Raw genomic sequence first — 14516 nt, 5'->3', positions numbered from 1 at the left:
GGAGAACCCGGGCTACGGACGAGTAGCCGTACTCATGTGCGGCCCTCCTCGGGCATCCTCCGGCGCCGACCCGACCGGCCGCCCGCCGACACCGCTTCGACTTCCGACCGGTCAGAATGACCTCGTGGACACCGAGAACCTCCAGCCCCTGCTCACCCCCGAGGGCCAGTCCCTGCTCGCCGAACTGCGCGAGTTCGCGCCCGAGGAGGAGCTGGCGCTGGCGACCCGGCTGCGGCGGGAGCACCCGGCGGAGCTGGTCTCGGCGGCCTTCGGGCAGGCCCGACTGCGGCAGCGGGCGCGGGCGAAGTTCGGGACGGACGCCGACCTGATGTACTTCACGCCCAACGGGGTCGAGCAGTCCACCCGGCGCAGCGTGGCCGAATGGCGGGCCCGGCGCTTCGCCGAGCTGGGCGTACGGCGGCTGGCGGACCTCTGCTGCGGCATCGGCGGGGACGTGCTGGCGCTGGCCCGGGCCGGGATCCAGGTGCTGGCCGTCGACAAGGACCCGGCGGCGTGCGCCGCCACCGCCGCGAACGCCGCCGCGCTGGGCCTGGCCCACCTGGTCGAGGTGGTCTGCGAGGACGTCGCCGAGGTGGACGTCACCGGCTACGACGCGGTGTTCACCGACCCGGCCCGGCGCACCTCGCGCGGCCGGGTCTTCGACCCGGAGGCGTACGCGCCGCCGCTCTCCTGGGCGATCGAGGCGGGCCGCCGGACCCCGATCGGGGCGCTGAAGGTCGCACCGGGCATCCCGCACGAGGCCGTCCCGGAGGACGCCGAGGCCGAGTGGGTCTCCGACCACGGCGACGTCAAGGAGGCGGTGCTCTGGTTCGGCACCGGGGCCGCCCGCCCGCACCGCGCCACCCTGCTGCCGCAGGGCGCCAGCCTGACCGGCGGCGACCTTCCCGACCCGCCGGCCGGCCCGGTCGGGCGCTACCTGTACGAACCGGACGGCGCGGTGATCCGGGCCCACCTGGTCGCCGAGGTGGCCGAGCAGGTCGGCGGCCGGCTGATCGACCCGAAGATCGCCTACCTGACCGCGGACGAGCTGGTCGCCACCCCGTACGCGCACGCCTTCGAGCTGACCGACGTACTGCCGTTCAACATCAAGAAGCTGAAGGCCCTGCTGCGCGAGCGCGCGGTCGGCACGGTGGTGATCAAGAAGCGCGGGATGGCGATCACCCCGGAGGAGCTGCGCCGTCAGCTGAAGCCCTCCGGGCCGAACACCGTCACGGTGATCCTCAGCCGCACCGACCGCGGCCCGCTGATGATGCTGGGGCAGCCGGTCCCGTCCTGAGGAAGTCACGAGGCAGGAAGTTACGAGGCCGGCGCCTGGATGTAGTCCTCCAGCCGGGCCACCGAGAAGCCCTGCTCCTGGATCCGGGCCAGCAGGTCGCCGAACATCTGGGTCATCGTGGCGCCCTTGAGCTCCTTGGGGCCGCGGAAGTGCGCCAGGATGATGTCGCCGGGCTTCAGCTTCTTGTCCGCGGCCTGGTACTGCATGTCGTGGATCTGCATCGACTCGCGCCACAGCACGATCGCGCGCGGACCGCACTGCTGCACCGAGGTGTTGAGCGTCGGGGTGTTGGCGCCGTCGCCGAACGGCGGGCGGAACAGCAGCGGGGCGGTGCCGTACTGCTGGGTGAGCGCGGCCTGGTCGTCGCAGACCTCGGACTTCTGCTTGTCCGCCGGCAGCTTGCTCATCACCGGGTGGTCCACGGTGTGGTTCTGGATGTGGTTGCCCAGCGCCTGGAGTGGCTTGAAGTAGCCGTAGTCGTTCTTGACGATGTCCTTCGTCAGGAACATCGAGATCGGCACCTTGAGGTCGGTCAGCATCTCGACGAACTTCGGGTCCTTCTCGGCGCCGTCGTCGATGGTGATGAAGACCACCTTGTCGGACGTCTTCACCTCGCTGAACACCGGTACCGGGCCGGTCCGTTCGAGCTTGATCGGCTTGTCCGCGGGCGGCGCCGGGGCGGGGGCGAGCGGGGTGAGGCTCCACTTCGCCCAGGCCGCCGCGCCGGCGCCCGCCGGGGCGGGGGCACCGGGGGTGGCGGCCGCGGCGGTCGGGGCGGCCCCGGCCGGCTGGGGCGCGCTCGGCGCCGTCGTCGTGGCGGCCGGGGCGGCGCTGCCGCCCCCGTTGTCGCCGCACGCGGTGGCGAAGGCCAGCAGCGCCAGCGCCCCGACCGCGTACGTCCTGGTCCTGCTCCGCCCGTTCCTGCTCACCGCACCGCGCTCCCGGTTCCCGTCCAGCCTTCTCTCCGCCATGCACGTTAGCGGCCGGGGCGGCGGTTCCCGATCACCGTCTACTCGACGTGCTCGCTGGTGAAGGACCAGCGGTGCACCGGGCGGCCGAGCAGTTCGGCCGGCGGGTCGGGGAGCGGCACCGGCTCGCCGCTCCACCAGGTGATCAGCAGCACCCTCTCGCCCGGGGCGGAGAACAGTTCGAGGCGTTCCAGCCCGGCCGCGCCGCGCACCGCCGGCAGCGCCGACTCCCTTGCCCAGTAGGCGAGTTCGGCCGCCCGGCCGTCCGCCGCCCGGGCCTCCCACATCGCGGCGACGGTCATCCGGCGCCACCGCCGAGGGCGTCGTACGCCTGGCCGTGGAGGTGGGTGTGGGGCACGTGGACGTCCGTCACCGGCAGCGAGGAGTCGGCGGACAGGTCGAAGGCGGAGGGCGCGCGGTCGCGCCAGACCATCTCGGCGCCCAGGGCCGCGACCATCGCACCGTTGTCGGTGCACAGGCCCGGCCGGGGCACCCGCAGCCGGATGCCGGCCCGGTCGCAGCGCTGCTGGGCCATCTCGCGCAGCCGCGAGTTGGCCGCGACGCCGCCGCCGATCATCAGGTGGTCGACGCCGTTGTCCTTGCACGCCTTGACGGCCTTGCGGGTGAGCACGTCGGTGACCGCCTCCTGGAAGGACGCCGCCACGTCGGCGATCGGCACCTCCTCGCCGGCCCGGCGCTTGGCCTCCACCCAGCGGGCGACGGCGGTCTTCAGGCCGGAGAAGGAGAAGTCGTACTCCGGGTCGTTCTTGCCGGTCAGGCCGCGCGGGAAGGCGATCGCCTTCGGGTCGCCCTCGCGGGCCTTGCGGTCGACCACCGGGCCGCCGGGGAAGCCCAGGCCGAGCACCCGGGCGACCTTGTCGAAGGCCTCGCCGGCCGCGTCGTCGATGGTCGCGCCGAGCGGGCGGACGTCGGTGGTGATGTCCTCGCTGAGCAGCAGCGAGGAGTGCCCGCCGGAGACCAGCAGGGCCATCGTCGGCGAGGGCAGCCGGCCGTGCTCCAGCTGGTCGACGCAGATGTGCGAGGCGAGGTGGTTGACCCCGTACAGCGGCTTGTCCAGCGCCCAGGCGTACGCCTTCGCGGCGCTGACGCCGACCAGCAGCGCGCCGGCCAGGCCGGGGCCGGCGGTGACGGCGATGCCGTCCAGGTCGCTCGCCTTGATCCCGGCGGTCTCCAGGGCGCGCTCGATGGTGGGGACCATCGCCTCCAGGTGCGCGCGGCTGGCGATCTCCGGGACGACGCCGCCGAAGCGGGCGTGGTCGTTGACGCTGGACGCGACCGCGTCGGCCAGCAGCGTGGTGCCGCGCACGATGCCGACGCCGGTCTCGTCGCAGGAGGTCTCGATGCCGAGGACGAGCGGTTCGTCAGCCATGGTGGGTGTCCTCAATGTCCTTCGGGTCAGTGCGGTCAGTGCCGGGGTGGTCGAGGCGCATCACCAGCGCGTCGACGTTGGCGGGCTGGTAGTAGCCGCGCCGGATGCCCACCGGTTCGAAGCCGTGGCGCTCGTACAGCCGCTGGGCGCGCAGGTTGTCCACCCGCACCTCCAGCAGCAGTTCGGCGCAGCCGCGCCGGGCGGACTCCCGGATCAGGTCGGTGAGCAGCGCCGTGCCGAGGCCGCCGCCCTGGTGGCGGTCGTCGACGGCGATGGTCTGGACGTCGCCCTCGCCGGCGACCGCCATCAGTCCGGCGTAGCCGACGATCGCGCCGTCCGCGGCGGTGGCGACGGTGTAGTGGCGGGTGCCGCCGGGGTGGGCCTCGGCCAACTCGGACCAGAACATCCCGGTGGACCAGGCGTCCTCGGGGAAGAGCCGCAGCTCCAGTTCCATCACCGGCGCGATGTCCCACCAGCGCATCGGGCGCAGGGTGGTGCCGTGGTTCACGCCGGGAGCACCGCCTTGTAGCCGGCCGGGACCTGGGCGTCGGGGCGTCGCAGGTACAGCGGGACGTTCGGCAGCAGCTCGCGCCCGGCGGCCAGCTCGGCGGCGGCGAAGCCGGCCAGGGCGCCGGCCGACACGTGCTCGGGGCCGTGCGCGCCCGGGAAGGCGTCGGGGTAGAGCAGCGCGCCGGCGCCGACGGAACGCCTCTGCGGGGTCAGCTCGGCCGGACGGTCCACGCCCGGGCCCTCGGTGCGGCGGCCCTCGGCGTCGTACGAGGCCCAGTAGACCTCCTTGCGGCGCGCGTCGGTGGCGACGGTGAACGGCTGCCCGGCCAGGCCCTCGGCGCGGGCCTGGAAGGCGATCGCGTCCAGGGTGCAGACGCCGTACACCGGCAGCCCGAGGGCGTGCCCGAGCGCGGCGGCGGTCACCAGGCCGACCCGCAGGCCGGTGTACGGGCCCGGGCCGACGCCGACCGCGATCCCGGTCAGCCGGTGCTTGTCCACCCCGGCCGTCCGCAGGACCCCGTCGATCGCGGGCAGCAGCAGTTCGCCGTGGCGCCGGGCGTCGACCTGGTGGGTCTCGGCCAGGACGGCGGTGCCGTCGTGGACGGCGGCGGTAACGGCGGGGGTAGCGGTGTCGAACGCGAGCAGCAGCACGGGTCAAGGTTAGACCGACGTTGGGCCGACCGGCCGATCGGCAGGGCGTACCACCCGGGAACACACATCCGAGGCACTGCGAGCCGGACGGACGGACCTGGCACGATAGGCCGGTACGAAAAGGGACGGCGGCGGGAGCAGCACGTGGCGAAGATGGGTCCTGGAGTTGTGGTCACGGGGCTGACCCTGGGGGCCCTGGCGGTGGTGAGCCTGCTGGCCTTCCAGGCCAACGGCGCCCAGGACCGGGCGGGCGGTGCCAAGCCCACCGTCACCACCACGGCGACCGGCACGGCCACCGCCTCGGCGCCGAGCGCCACGCCGACCCCGGTCGCGCCGCCGCTGCCGGCCACCTCGGGCACCGGCACCCGGGTCGTCTACTCGATCGGCAGCCACTACGTCTGGCTGGTCGACCCGAAGAAGAGCCCGCAGGTCGCGGCCGCGTTCCAGGTCGTCCCGGGCTCGGTCGAGCCCACCCCGGGCAGCTACGCCGTGTACAGCCGCACCCCGACCGGCACCGGTGCGGACGGCCGGCAGATCGAGCACGTGGTGCGCTTCGCCCAGCAGAACGGCGTGGTGTTCGGCTTCGGCGCGGCCGTGGACGGCGCGATGCCGACCGCCGACCCGAAGGCCAAGACCGGCGGCATCCGCAGCGGCCGCGCCGAGGGCCAGCTGCTCTGGGACTTCGCGCCGAAGGACACCAAGGTGGTCGTGGTCGCCTGAGCCACGTCCTGAGGCCCGGGGCTGGCTCGGGGCTTCGGCTTTCGGGGCGGCTCAGGCGGCCCGGGGCGTCTCCGTCCCGGGCTCCTCGGCCTGCCCGGGCTTCGGCTCGGGCGGGGTGGACACCGCCTCGGCGGCCGCGCAGGCGGCCAGCAGCGCCCGCATCGGCTCCCCCGCAGCGCGGGGGGCGGACTCTCCGGCCCCGGCGTCGCGAACGGCGCGCTCCGGGGCGGGGGTGGTGCTCGACATGGCGCCTCCCTAGTTAGGCAGACCTAACCGCAGCACCCATCCCACCACGCGCGGCAGCCCGCCCGCAACATCTTGCCGACAGCCTGTCGGGAAGTCGAGACGCCCCGTGGGCCGGACAGGCCCTACGCCAGCTCCGCCAGCTCCACGCCCGCCCAGCGCGGGCCGATGCCGGTCAGCAGCACCCGGCGCGGGTCGTGGTCGTCCCCGGCGGCGGTGTCGCCCAGGGCGCGCTCGATCCGGACCTCCAGCCGGTCCTCGGACAGCCGCTCGACCTTGCCCTCGCCCCACTCGACGACGATCACCGACTCCGGCAGCGAGACGTCCAGGTCGAGGTCCTCCATCTCGTCCAGGTCCCCGCCCAGCCGGTACGCGTCCACGTGCACCAGCGACGGGCCGCCGACCAGCGAGGGATGCACCCGGGCGATCACGAAGGTCGGCGAGGTCACCGCCCCGCGGACCTGCAGCCCCTCCCCCAGGCCCCGGGTCAGCGTGGTCTTCCCCGCCCCCAGCTCGCCGGAGAGCAGCACCAGGTCCCCCGGCCGCAGCAGAGCGGCCAGCTCCCGGCCGAGCCGGCCCATCCGCTCCGGGGTGGGGACGGTGAGAGTGGCGTGCGAGCCCATGCGCGTGTCTTGCCCTTCGGTCCGTACCGGCGCGCCGACCACCGGCCGCCACCGCTACCGTGCCACATCGCCGCCCCCGGATGCGCCGGGCGGCAACTCCTCGCGAGAACCTGCGAGAACCGGGCGCGCGTCAGGGGGGCGTCAGACGGGCTCGGGGGCCGCGTCGGCGGCCTGCTCCCGGGCCAGGTCGAGGACGGCCGCGGGCAGCGGCGCAGCCCCGGCGACCTCGGCGGCCCGGCACAGCAGCCGCGCCAGCTCACGGTCGACCAGCTCCGGCCGCTCCAGCATCACCAGGTGCCCGGCGCCCTCGGCCAGGACCAGCTCCGCCCCCGGCAGCCGCTCGGCCATCGCCTCGCTGTGCGCCGAAGGCGTCAGCAGGTCCTTCGTCCCGGCCAGCACCAGGGCCGGCAGACCGCGCAGGGCGGCCAGCGCCTCGTACTTCTCGTGCACGCCGAACACCGGGTAGAACTCGGCCACCACGTCGATCGGGGTGCCGTCCAGCAGCTGCTCGGCGAAGCGCACCACACCGGGGTCGACCTCCCGGCTCCCGAAGGAGAACCTGCGGTAGAAGACCGAGGTCACGTCCGAGCCCAGCCGCCTGGTCGCCTCCACCAGGTCCACCTGGCGGCCCAGCAGCTTCACCACCCCGGGCGCGACCTTCTTGAACAGCTTCGCGCCGGCCTTCGGCAGGCCGAGGTTCACGTCGTTCCAGCCGCCCGCGAGCGTGCCGACCAGGGCGACCCCGGCGACCCTCTCCCGGAACAGCTCCGGGTGCTGGTCGGCCAGCGCCATCACCGTCATGCCGCCCATCGAATGGCCCACCAGCACCAGCGGCCCGGTCGGCGCCACGGCGTCGATCACCGCCTTGAGGTCGCCGCCCAGCTGGTCGATGCCGGCCGGCTCGCCCGCCAGGTACGAACGGGAGCGCTCGGAACGGCCGTGGCTGCGCTGGTCCCAGAAGACCAGCCGCATGCCCTCGCGCAGCGCGGCCCGCTGGAAGTGCCAGCTGTCCTGGCTGAGGCAGTAGCCGTGGCAGAAAACGACGGTCAACGGCTCGGGGCTGCTACCCGCCCACTCGCCTCCGGGGCGGGTACTACTGCCGTCCGGCGCGTCCCAGCCGGTGCCGTCCAGTTCGACGTACAGCTCCGTGCCGTCCGGTGCGGCCACCGTCCTCGGGAGCCCGCGCAGCGAGCCGTACGGGGCGCCGGCGTCCAGCTCGGCCCGGGCCCGGCGGCGCATCGCCCGGCCGACCGTCAGCCGTTCGATCGCCACCCCGGCGGCCGCCCCGGCCGCCAGCACGCCGACCGAGATTCCGATCACACCCGCCCGGCTCACCCCGGAGGCGGCGCCGGCCGCCTTGGCCACCGCCGCGACCGCGCCGTCCCCGACCGGTGCCTCCGTCATGCCGACGCACCCTCGGAGTGGCTGCCGCCCAGGTAACGGCGGGGCACCCGGGCACCGATCCGGGTGACGATCTCGTACGAGATGGTGCCGCAGGCGCGGGCCCAGTCCTCGGCGGTCGGCTCGCCGCGCTCGCCGTTGCCGAACAGCAGCGCCTCGTCGCCGATCCCGGGGCTGTCGCCGCCCAGGTCCACCACGAACTGGTCCATCGCCACCCGGCCGGCCACCGTGCGCCACTTGCCGCCGATCTGCACCGGGCCGGTGCCGCTGCCGTGCCGGGGGATGCCGTCGCCGTAGCCGACCGGGACCAGGCCCAGCGTGGTCGGGCCAGGCGTCGTGTAGTGGTGGCCGTAGCTGACCCCGTGCCCGCCGGGGACCTCCTTGACCAGCGCCAGCCGCGCGGTCAGCGACATCACCGGGCGCAGCCCGAAGTCGGCCGGCGAGCCCACCTCGGGCACGGGCGACAGCCCGTACGCGGCGAGGCCGGTGCGGACCAGGTCGAAGTGTGACTGGGGCAGCAGCAGGGTGGCCGGCGAGTTCGCCAGGTGCCGCAGTTCGGGGCGCAGCCCGGCGGCCTCGGCCGTGGCCAGGGCGGCGTGGAAGGAGTCCAGCTGGGCCTGGATCGACGGGTGGCCGGGCTCGTCGGCGGCCGCGAAGTGCGACCAGACGCCGACCACCGTGAGCAGGCCCTCGGCCTCGGCGCGGCGGGCGGCGGCGACCAGCTGCGGCCAGTCGTGCGGCTGGCAGCCGTTGCGGCCGAGGCCGGTGTCCGCCTTGAGGTGCACGCGTGCCGGGATGCCGGTCTCACGGACGGCCGGCAGCAGCTCGTCCAGCGCCCACTGCCCGCTGACCGAGATGTCCAGGTCCGCGCGCAGCGCCTCGCGCCACGGCCCGCCGGGTGTCCACAGCCAGCACAGGATGCGGGCCTGCTCCGGGCGGATGCCCCCGGCCCGCAGCGCCAGCGCCTCGTCGGGCGTCGCGCAGCCGAACCAGCCGACCCCGTTGGCGACCGCCTCCCGGGCGCACTCGACCGCCCCGTGGCCATAGGCGTCCGCCTTGACCGCGAGCATCACCGCCGTGCTGCCGACGCGCTCGCGCAGCGCGGCGAGGTTGCCGCGCAGGGCGCCGAGATCGATGGTCGCCTCGGCCCGTACGCCGTCGGTCAGGGGGCTGTGCCGGTCGTGTTCGCAGTTGTCATCAGGGTCAGTCTCCCAGACGTCCCGGAGTCCTCGCCGAACGGCCCATCGGCGCGGCGGCCGATGCCCGGGCCCCATCGCCCACGCCGACCTGCGACGACCGTTCACCCCCCGCTACAGGGACGCCCGATCGGACTCCCCGGTTCCGCGTGCCGGGGCGTGTCAGACACGCCTTAGGGCCTGTCCGGCGGATCTTGTCGGATCAGCGCGCGGCGTCGGGCGCCCGTCTGGGCGTGCGCCCGAATCGCCCTCGTACTGGGTGTACTTGGACGATTCGGGCGTGCGTCCAGGCGGGATGATCCGGCGTCGTGCGCCCGGCAAGATCCGCCGGACAGGCCCTAGCCCCTCCGCACCGCCCGCCAGACCGCCGGCAGCGCCGCCGCCACCCCCAGCGCCGTCGTCGGCGCGCCCGGGTCGCCCGCCGCCGTGCGGCCCGCCAGCCCGTGCAGGTACGCGGCCACCGACGCGGCGTCCAGCGGCGGTAGACCCGCCGCCAGCAGGGAACCGGCCAGGCCGGCGAGCACGTCGCCGCTGCCGGCGGTGGCCAGCCAGGAGGTGCCGGTGGGGTTGACCCGGACGGCGCCGCCGGGGTCGGCGATCACCGTGGTGGAGCCCTTCAGCAGCACGGTCGCCCGGTAGGCGGCCGCCAGTAGGCGGGCGGTGGCGAGCCGGGTGGCGGCCAGGTCGTCGGCGGCCGGGGGCGCGGTGCCCTCGGCGCCGGCGAGCAGCCGGGCGGCCTCGCCGGTGTGAGGGGTGAGCAGGGTGGGCGCGGTGCGGCCGGCCAGCGCGTCCGGGCCGAGCCGGCCCAGCTCGGTCAGCCCGTCCGCGTCCACCAGCACCGGGACGTCGCCCGCTAGCGCCTCGGTCAGCGCCTGCCGCGCCCCCTCACCGCCGCCCGGCCCGACCACCCAGGCCTGCACCCGCCCGGCCCCGGCCGGCCCGCCCTCGGTGACCAGCGTCTCCGGGAAGCGCCGCACCACCTCGTCGGCCGCCGTGCCCACGTACCGGACGGCGCCCGCGCCGCCCCGCAGCGCCCCGGCGACGGCCAGCAGCGCCGCCCCCGGGTAGGTCGCCGAGCCGGCCGCCACCCCGACCACGCCGCGCCGGTACTTGTCGCTCTCCGCGCCGGGCAGCGGCAGCAGCGCCGCCGCGTCCGCGTGCTGCAGTGCCGTCACCTCCGCCTCAGGCAGCTCCAGCCCGATCCCGACCAGCTGCACCGCGCCCGCGTACGAGGCGCCCGGGTCGACCAGCAGCCCGGGCTTGTACGTGCCGAAGCAGACCGTGACGTCCGCGCGCAGCGCCTCCCCCGGCACCTCGCCGGTGTCGGCGTCCACCCCGCTGGGCAGGTCCACCGCCACCACCACCCCGCGCCGCTCGGCCCGCGCGTACGGCACGGCCTCGGGCCGCAGCCCGCCCCGCCCGCCGATGCCGACGATCCCGTCCAGCACCAGGTCCGCGCGCGAGAAGTCGGCCAGGCCGACTTCCTGCTCCGCCGTCACCCGCCCGCCGACGGCCCGCAGCGCGGCCAGCCCACCCGGGTGCGCCTTCTCCGGCACCAGCAGCACCGCCGTCACCCGCGCCCCGCGCCGGGCCAGCGCGGCCCCGGCGTACAGCGCGTCACCCCCGTTGTCCCCACTGCCCGCCAGCACCACCACCCGGCTGCCGTACACCCGCCCCAGCAACCGGGCACACGTGGCGGCCAGCCCGGCGGCCGCCCGCTGCATCAACGTGCCCTCCGGCAGCCGCGCCATCAGCACGGCCTCGGCAGCCCGGACGGTTTCCACAGGGTGTGCATGACGCATGGCGGGACTCCTCCGACCGTCGACGTACGGACGACGCTAGCCCGCGTCACCGCCCCGCGGCAGCCGCCCCTGCGGCACACTTTCGAGTGACACCCACGTCGATCCCCCGCCGGTGTCGGTCCGTACGCCTACCGTGTGGCTCGGCACGGACCCACAGGAGGGAGAAGGGCCATGGTCGCCATGCCGGCAGTCGAGCACCCGCTGGGCGAGGACGGTCTCCTCCAGACGTTCCTGGAGCTGGACACCCCGCTGGGAAGCAAGGCCGAGTTCATCGAAGGGGAGATCGTCGTGACACCGCCACCGGACGGACACCACGAGGGTGCGGTCTCGAAGCTCGCCAAGCAGTTCTTCCGAAACGCCGCGATCGATCTGGACATCGCCGGTGTCAAGGGCCTGATCACTCCCAAGGGACGGTTCATCCCTGATGGCACGGTCGTCCCGGCCGACCACTTCGACCATCTGGATTCCTGGGCCCCCGCGGGAGGCGTCCTACTCGTCTTCGAGGTCACGTCGATCAACCCGCACAAGGACCGCGAGCCCAAGCGCAAGGGCTACGCCGCCGCAGGAATCCCCTGCTACCTGCTGATCGACCGCAGCGACGGCATGGTCACCCTGTTCACCGAACCCGACGGCGAGGACTACATCACCCAGACCAAGGTCGAGTTCGGCAAGACGATCGACCTGCCTGCCCCCTTCTCCTTCACGCTCGACACGGCGCCCCTGCGGTAGGGCACAGCCACCGCAGGGGCGCCGTAGGAGCCGCTACTCGACGGTGACCGACTTCGCCAGGTTGCGCGGCTGGTCGACCTCGTGGCCCTTGGCCGTGGCCAGCTCGCAGGCGAAGACCTGCAGCGGGACGGTGGAGACCAGCGGCTGGAGCAGGGTCGGGGTGACCGGGATGCGGATCAGGTGGTCCGCGTACGGGACGACGGCCTCGTCGCCCTCCTCGGCGATCACGATCGTGCGGGCACCGCGGGCCCGGATCTCCTGGATGTTGGAGACGATCTTGTCGTGCAGGATCGACCGCCCGCGCGGCGAGGGCACGACCACCACGACCGGCAGCCCCTCCTCGATCAGCGCGATCGGGCCGTGCTTGAGCTCGCCCGCCGCGAAGCCCTCGGCGTGCATGTACGCCAGCTCCTTGAGCTTGAGCGCACCCTCCAGGGCCACCGGGAAGCCGACGTGGCGGCCGAGGAAGAGCACCGAGCGGGCGTCGGCCAGCGAGCGGGCCAGCTCGCGCACCGGCTCCATGGTCTCCAGGACCTGCTCGACCTGCTTCGGCGCGTCGCCGAGCTCCTTGATGATCGTGAAGATCTCGTCGCCCCACTTGGTGCCGCGCACCTGGCCCAGGTAGAGGGCGACCAGGTAGCAGGCGACCAGCTGGGTCAGGAACGCCTTGGTGGACGCGACCGCGACCTCGGGACCGGCGTGCGTGTACAGCACGGCGTCCGACTCGCGCGGGATGGTGGAGCCGTTGGTGTTGCAGATCGCCAGCACCTTGGCGCCCTGCTCGCGGGCGTGCCGCAGGGCCATCAGGGTGTCCATGGTCTCGCCGGACTGCGAGATGGCGATGACCAGGGTGCCCGGGCCCATGATCGGGTCGCGGTAGCGGAACTCGGAGGCGACCTCGACCTCGCAGGGGATGCGGGTCCAGTGCTCGATCGCGTACTTGGCGATCATGCCGGCGTGGAAGGCGGTGCCGCAGGCGACGATGACGACCTTGTCGACGGAGCGCAGGTCGGCGTCGGAGATCCGCAGCTCGTCCAGGGTGAGCCGGCCGTCGGTGCCGATCCGGCCGAGCAGGGTGTCGGCGACGGCCTTCGGCTGCTCGGCGATCTCCTTGAGCATGAAGTAGTCGTAGCCGCCCTTCTCGGCGGCGGAGGCGTCCCAGTCGACGTGGTACTCGCGCACGTCGGCCGCGGTGCCGTCGAAGTTGGTGACGGTCACGCCCTCGCGGCGCAGCTCCACGACCTGGTCCTGGCCCAGCTCGATCGCCTCGCGGGTGTGCGCGATGAAGGCGGCGACGTCCGAGGCGAGGAAGTTCTCGCCCTCGCCGCGGCCGACGACCAGCGGAGAGTTGCGGCGGGCACCGACGACGACGTCCGGCGCGTCGGCGTGCACGGCCACCAGGGTGAAGGCACCCTCCAGCTGACGGCAGACCACCCGCATCGCCTCGGCGAGGTCGCCCTGGTAGGCCTCGCCCAGCAGGTGGGCGACGACCTCGGTGTCGGTCTCGGACCGCAGGGTGTGGCCGCGCTCGGCGATCTCGGCGCGCAGCTGGGCGAAGTTCTCGATGATGCCGTTGTGCACCACCGCGACCCGCTGCTCGTCGTCCAGGTGGGGGTGGGCGTTGGCGTCCGTCGGGCCGCCGTGGGTGGCCCAGCGGGTGTGGCCGATGCCGGTGGTGCCGCCGGGCAGAGGGGTCTCGGCGAGCGACTTCTGGAGGTTGGCGAGCTTCCCGGCCCGCTTGTCGGTGGACAGGCTCCACTGCCCGTCGGAGTCCTGGACCTGCACCGCGACACCGGCCGAGTCGTAACCCCGGTACTCCAGGCGCTGCAGGCCTGCAATTACTACGTCGAGGGCGGACTGCGCGCCCACGTATCCAACAATTCCGCACATGCGTGCCAGCATAAGGGCGGTTCTGTGGCCCTTTTCCCGCTCTGCGCGAACGCTGCGTGACCGACACCACAACCACCGTGAACGCCGCGACGGCTCACAATGGAGCATGTGCTGACCGAACTCTGTACGCGGGGCGCCACCGCGCCCGGCCCGTCCCCGTCCCCCTACGTGGACCTCAGCCGGGCCGAATGGAGCGCGCTGCGCGAGCGTACGCCGCTGCCGCTGACCGCGGAGGAGGTGGAGCGCCTGCGCGGCCTCGGCACCGCCCTCGACCTGGACGAGGTCCGCGACGTCTACCTACCGCTGTCGCGACTGCTGAACCTCTACATCCACGCCACCCACGAACTGCGCGGCACGCTCGGCACCTTCCTGGACACCCCGGACACCGAGCGCACCCGCACCCCGTTCATCATCGGCGTGGCCGGCTCCGTGGCCGTCGGCAAGTCCACCACCGCCCGGCTCCTGCAGGCCCTGCTCGCCCGCTGGCCCGAGCACCCCCGGGTGGAACTGGTCACCACCGACGGCTTCCTGCTCCCCAACGCGGAGCTGCGCCGCCGCGGCCTGATGGCCCGCAAGGGGTTCCCCGAGTCGTACGACCGACGGGCGCTGATGCGTTTCGTCGCGGACGTGAAGGCGGGCAAGGAGCGGGTCAGCGCGCCGGTCTACTCGCACCTGGTGTACGACATCGTGCAGGACGAGCGGCTGACCGTGGAGCGCCCGGACATCCTGATCGTCGAGGGCCTGAACGTGCTCCAGCCGGCCCTGCCCGGCACCGACGGCCGCACCCGCCTCGCCGTCGCCGACTACTTCGACTTCTCGATCTACGTCGACGCCCGGACCGACGACATCGAGCACTGGTACCTGGACCGCTTCCGCAAGCTGCGGCAGACCGCCTTCCAGGACCCGAACTCCTACTTCCGCCGCTTCACCGAGGTGCCGGAGGAGGAGGCGATGGAGTACGGCCGGCAGGTCTGGCGCACCATCAACAAGCCCAACCTGCTGGAGAACGTCCTGCCGACCCGCGGCCGGGCCACCCTGATCCTGCAGAAGGGCGCGGACCACAAGGTCCGCCGGGCGCTGCTGCGCAAGCTCTGAG

General features: G+C 73.9%; 15 protein-coding genes. 4 read left to right on the top strand and 11 right to left on the bottom strand.

Translation table 11 applies throughout. The annotated features are described in order from the left end of the window. Positions 1–124: 124 nt before the first annotated feature. The gene (locus tag CRP52_RS19140) at positions 125–1297 is read left to right on the top strand and encodes a class I SAM-dependent methyltransferase (RefSeq protein ID WP_257032633.1); all 1173 of its coding nucleotides are present in this window, start codon (positions 125–127) and stop codon (positions 1295–1297) included. Positions 1298–1317: 20 nt separating this feature from the next. On the opposite strand, the gene CRP52_RS19135 is transcribed toward CRP52_RS19140, so the two are convergent. The 5 genes from CRP52_RS19135 to tsaB form a co-directional block, all read right to left on the bottom strand. Next, entirely contained in the window at positions 1318–2226 is a 909-nt protein-coding gene (locus CRP52_RS19135; RefSeq protein ID WP_257032632.1) for a polysaccharide deacetylase family protein, read from the bottom strand. A gap of 80 nt (positions 2227–2306) precedes the next feature. After that, positions 2307–2567 (bottom strand): hypothetical protein, encoded by a 261-nt coding sequence (locus CRP52_RS19130; RefSeq protein ID WP_097237509.1) that lies wholly within the window; start codon positions 2565–2567, stop codon positions 2307–2309. Further along, a complete protein-coding gene (tsaD, locus tag CRP52_RS19125) occupies positions 2564–3655 on the bottom strand; it encodes a tRNA (adenosine(37)-N6)-threonylcarbamoyltransferase complex transferase subunit TsaD (RefSeq protein ID WP_097237508.1) in 1092 nt (363 codons plus the stop codon). The genes CRP52_RS19130 and tsaD overlap by 4 nt, the downstream gene beginning before the upstream one ends. Continuing rightward, positions 3648–4136, bottom strand: a complete 489-nt coding sequence (rimI, locus tag CRP52_RS19120) for a ribosomal protein S18-alanine N-acetyltransferase (protein ID WP_097240186.1) — start codon at positions 4134–4136, stop codon at positions 3648–3650. Before rimI ends, tsaD begins: the two co-directional genes overlap by 8 nt. 23 nt (positions 4137–4159) lie before the next feature. Next, entirely contained in the window at positions 4160–4816 is a 657-nt protein-coding gene (tsaB, locus tag CRP52_RS19115; RefSeq protein WP_097237507.1) for a tRNA (adenosine(37)-N6)-threonylcarbamoyltransferase complex dimerization subunit type 1 TsaB, read from the bottom strand. Positions 4817–4969: 153 nt separating this feature from the next. Here tsaB and CRP52_RS19110 point away from each other — a divergent pair, with 153 nt between their 5' ends. Beyond that, the gene (locus tag CRP52_RS19110; protein ID WP_097240184.1) at positions 4970–5536 is read left to right on the top strand and encodes a hypothetical protein; all 567 of its coding nucleotides are present in this window, start codon (positions 4970–4972) and stop codon (positions 5534–5536) included. Between the two features lie 51 nt (positions 5537–5587). Here CRP52_RS19110 and CRP52_RS19105 read toward each other — a convergent pair whose 3' ends face one another. From CRP52_RS19105 to CRP52_RS19085, 5 genes are all read right to left on the bottom strand, one after another. After that, entirely contained in the window at positions 5588–5782 is a 195-nt protein-coding gene (locus CRP52_RS19105) for a hypothetical protein (RefSeq protein ID WP_097237506.1), read from the bottom strand. A gap of 122 nt (positions 5783–5904) precedes the next feature. Next, positions 5905–6402, bottom strand: a complete 498-nt coding sequence (gene tsaE, locus CRP52_RS19100; RefSeq protein ID WP_097237505.1) for a tRNA (adenosine(37)-N6)-threonylcarbamoyltransferase complex ATPase subunit type 1 TsaE — start codon at positions 6400–6402, stop codon at positions 5905–5907. Positions 6403–6543: 141 nt separating this feature from the next. Beyond that, positions 6544–7806, bottom strand: coding sequence for an alpha/beta fold hydrolase (locus CRP52_RS19095; protein WP_097237504.1), 1263 nt, complete (start codon positions 7804–7806; stop codon positions 6544–6546). Then, on the bottom strand, positions 7803–9077 hold the full coding sequence (gene alr, locus CRP52_RS19090; protein WP_097237503.1) for an alanine racemase: 1275 nt from the start codon (positions 9075–9077) through the stop codon (positions 7803–7805). The genes CRP52_RS19095 and alr overlap by 4 nt, the downstream gene beginning before the upstream one ends. A 260-nt stretch (positions 9078–9337) precedes the next feature. Continuing rightward, positions 9338–10801 carry an NAD(P)H-hydrate dehydratase gene (locus tag CRP52_RS19085; protein ID WP_179852850.1) on the bottom strand — a complete coding sequence of 488 codons (1464 nt, stop codon included), beginning with the start codon at positions 10799–10801 and terminating at the stop codon, positions 9338–9340. Positions 10802–10972: 171 nt separating this feature from the next. Here CRP52_RS19085 and CRP52_RS19080 point away from each other — a divergent pair, with 171 nt between their 5' ends. Next, positions 10973–11530 carry a Uma2 family endonuclease gene (locus tag CRP52_RS19080; RefSeq protein WP_306458873.1) on the top strand — a complete coding sequence of 186 codons (558 nt, stop codon included), beginning with the start codon at positions 10973–10975 and terminating at the stop codon, positions 11528–11530. Between the two features lie 33 nt (positions 11531–11563). Here the strand turns inward: CRP52_RS19080 and glmS are convergent, their stop codons facing one another. After that, positions 11564–13420, bottom strand: coding sequence for a glutamine--fructose-6-phosphate transaminase (isomerizing) (gene glmS, locus CRP52_RS19075; RefSeq protein WP_097240181.1), 1857 nt, complete (start codon positions 13418–13420; stop codon positions 11564–11566). A 99-nt stretch (positions 13421–13519) separates the two neighbouring features. Here glmS and coaA point away from each other — a divergent pair, with 99 nt between their 5' ends. Then, positions 13520–14515 (top strand): type I pantothenate kinase, encoded by a 996-nt coding sequence (gene coaA, locus CRP52_RS19070; protein WP_097237501.1) that lies wholly within the window; start codon positions 13520–13522, stop codon positions 14513–14515. Position 14516 lies beyond the last annotated feature (1 nt).

This window comes from Streptomyces sp. 1331.2 (assembly GCF_900199205.1).
Taxonomy (GTDB): domain Bacteria; phylum Actinomycetota; class Actinomycetes; order Streptomycetales; family Streptomycetaceae; genus Kitasatospora.
This window is presented reverse-complemented; position numbering and strand designations above follow the sequence as displayed.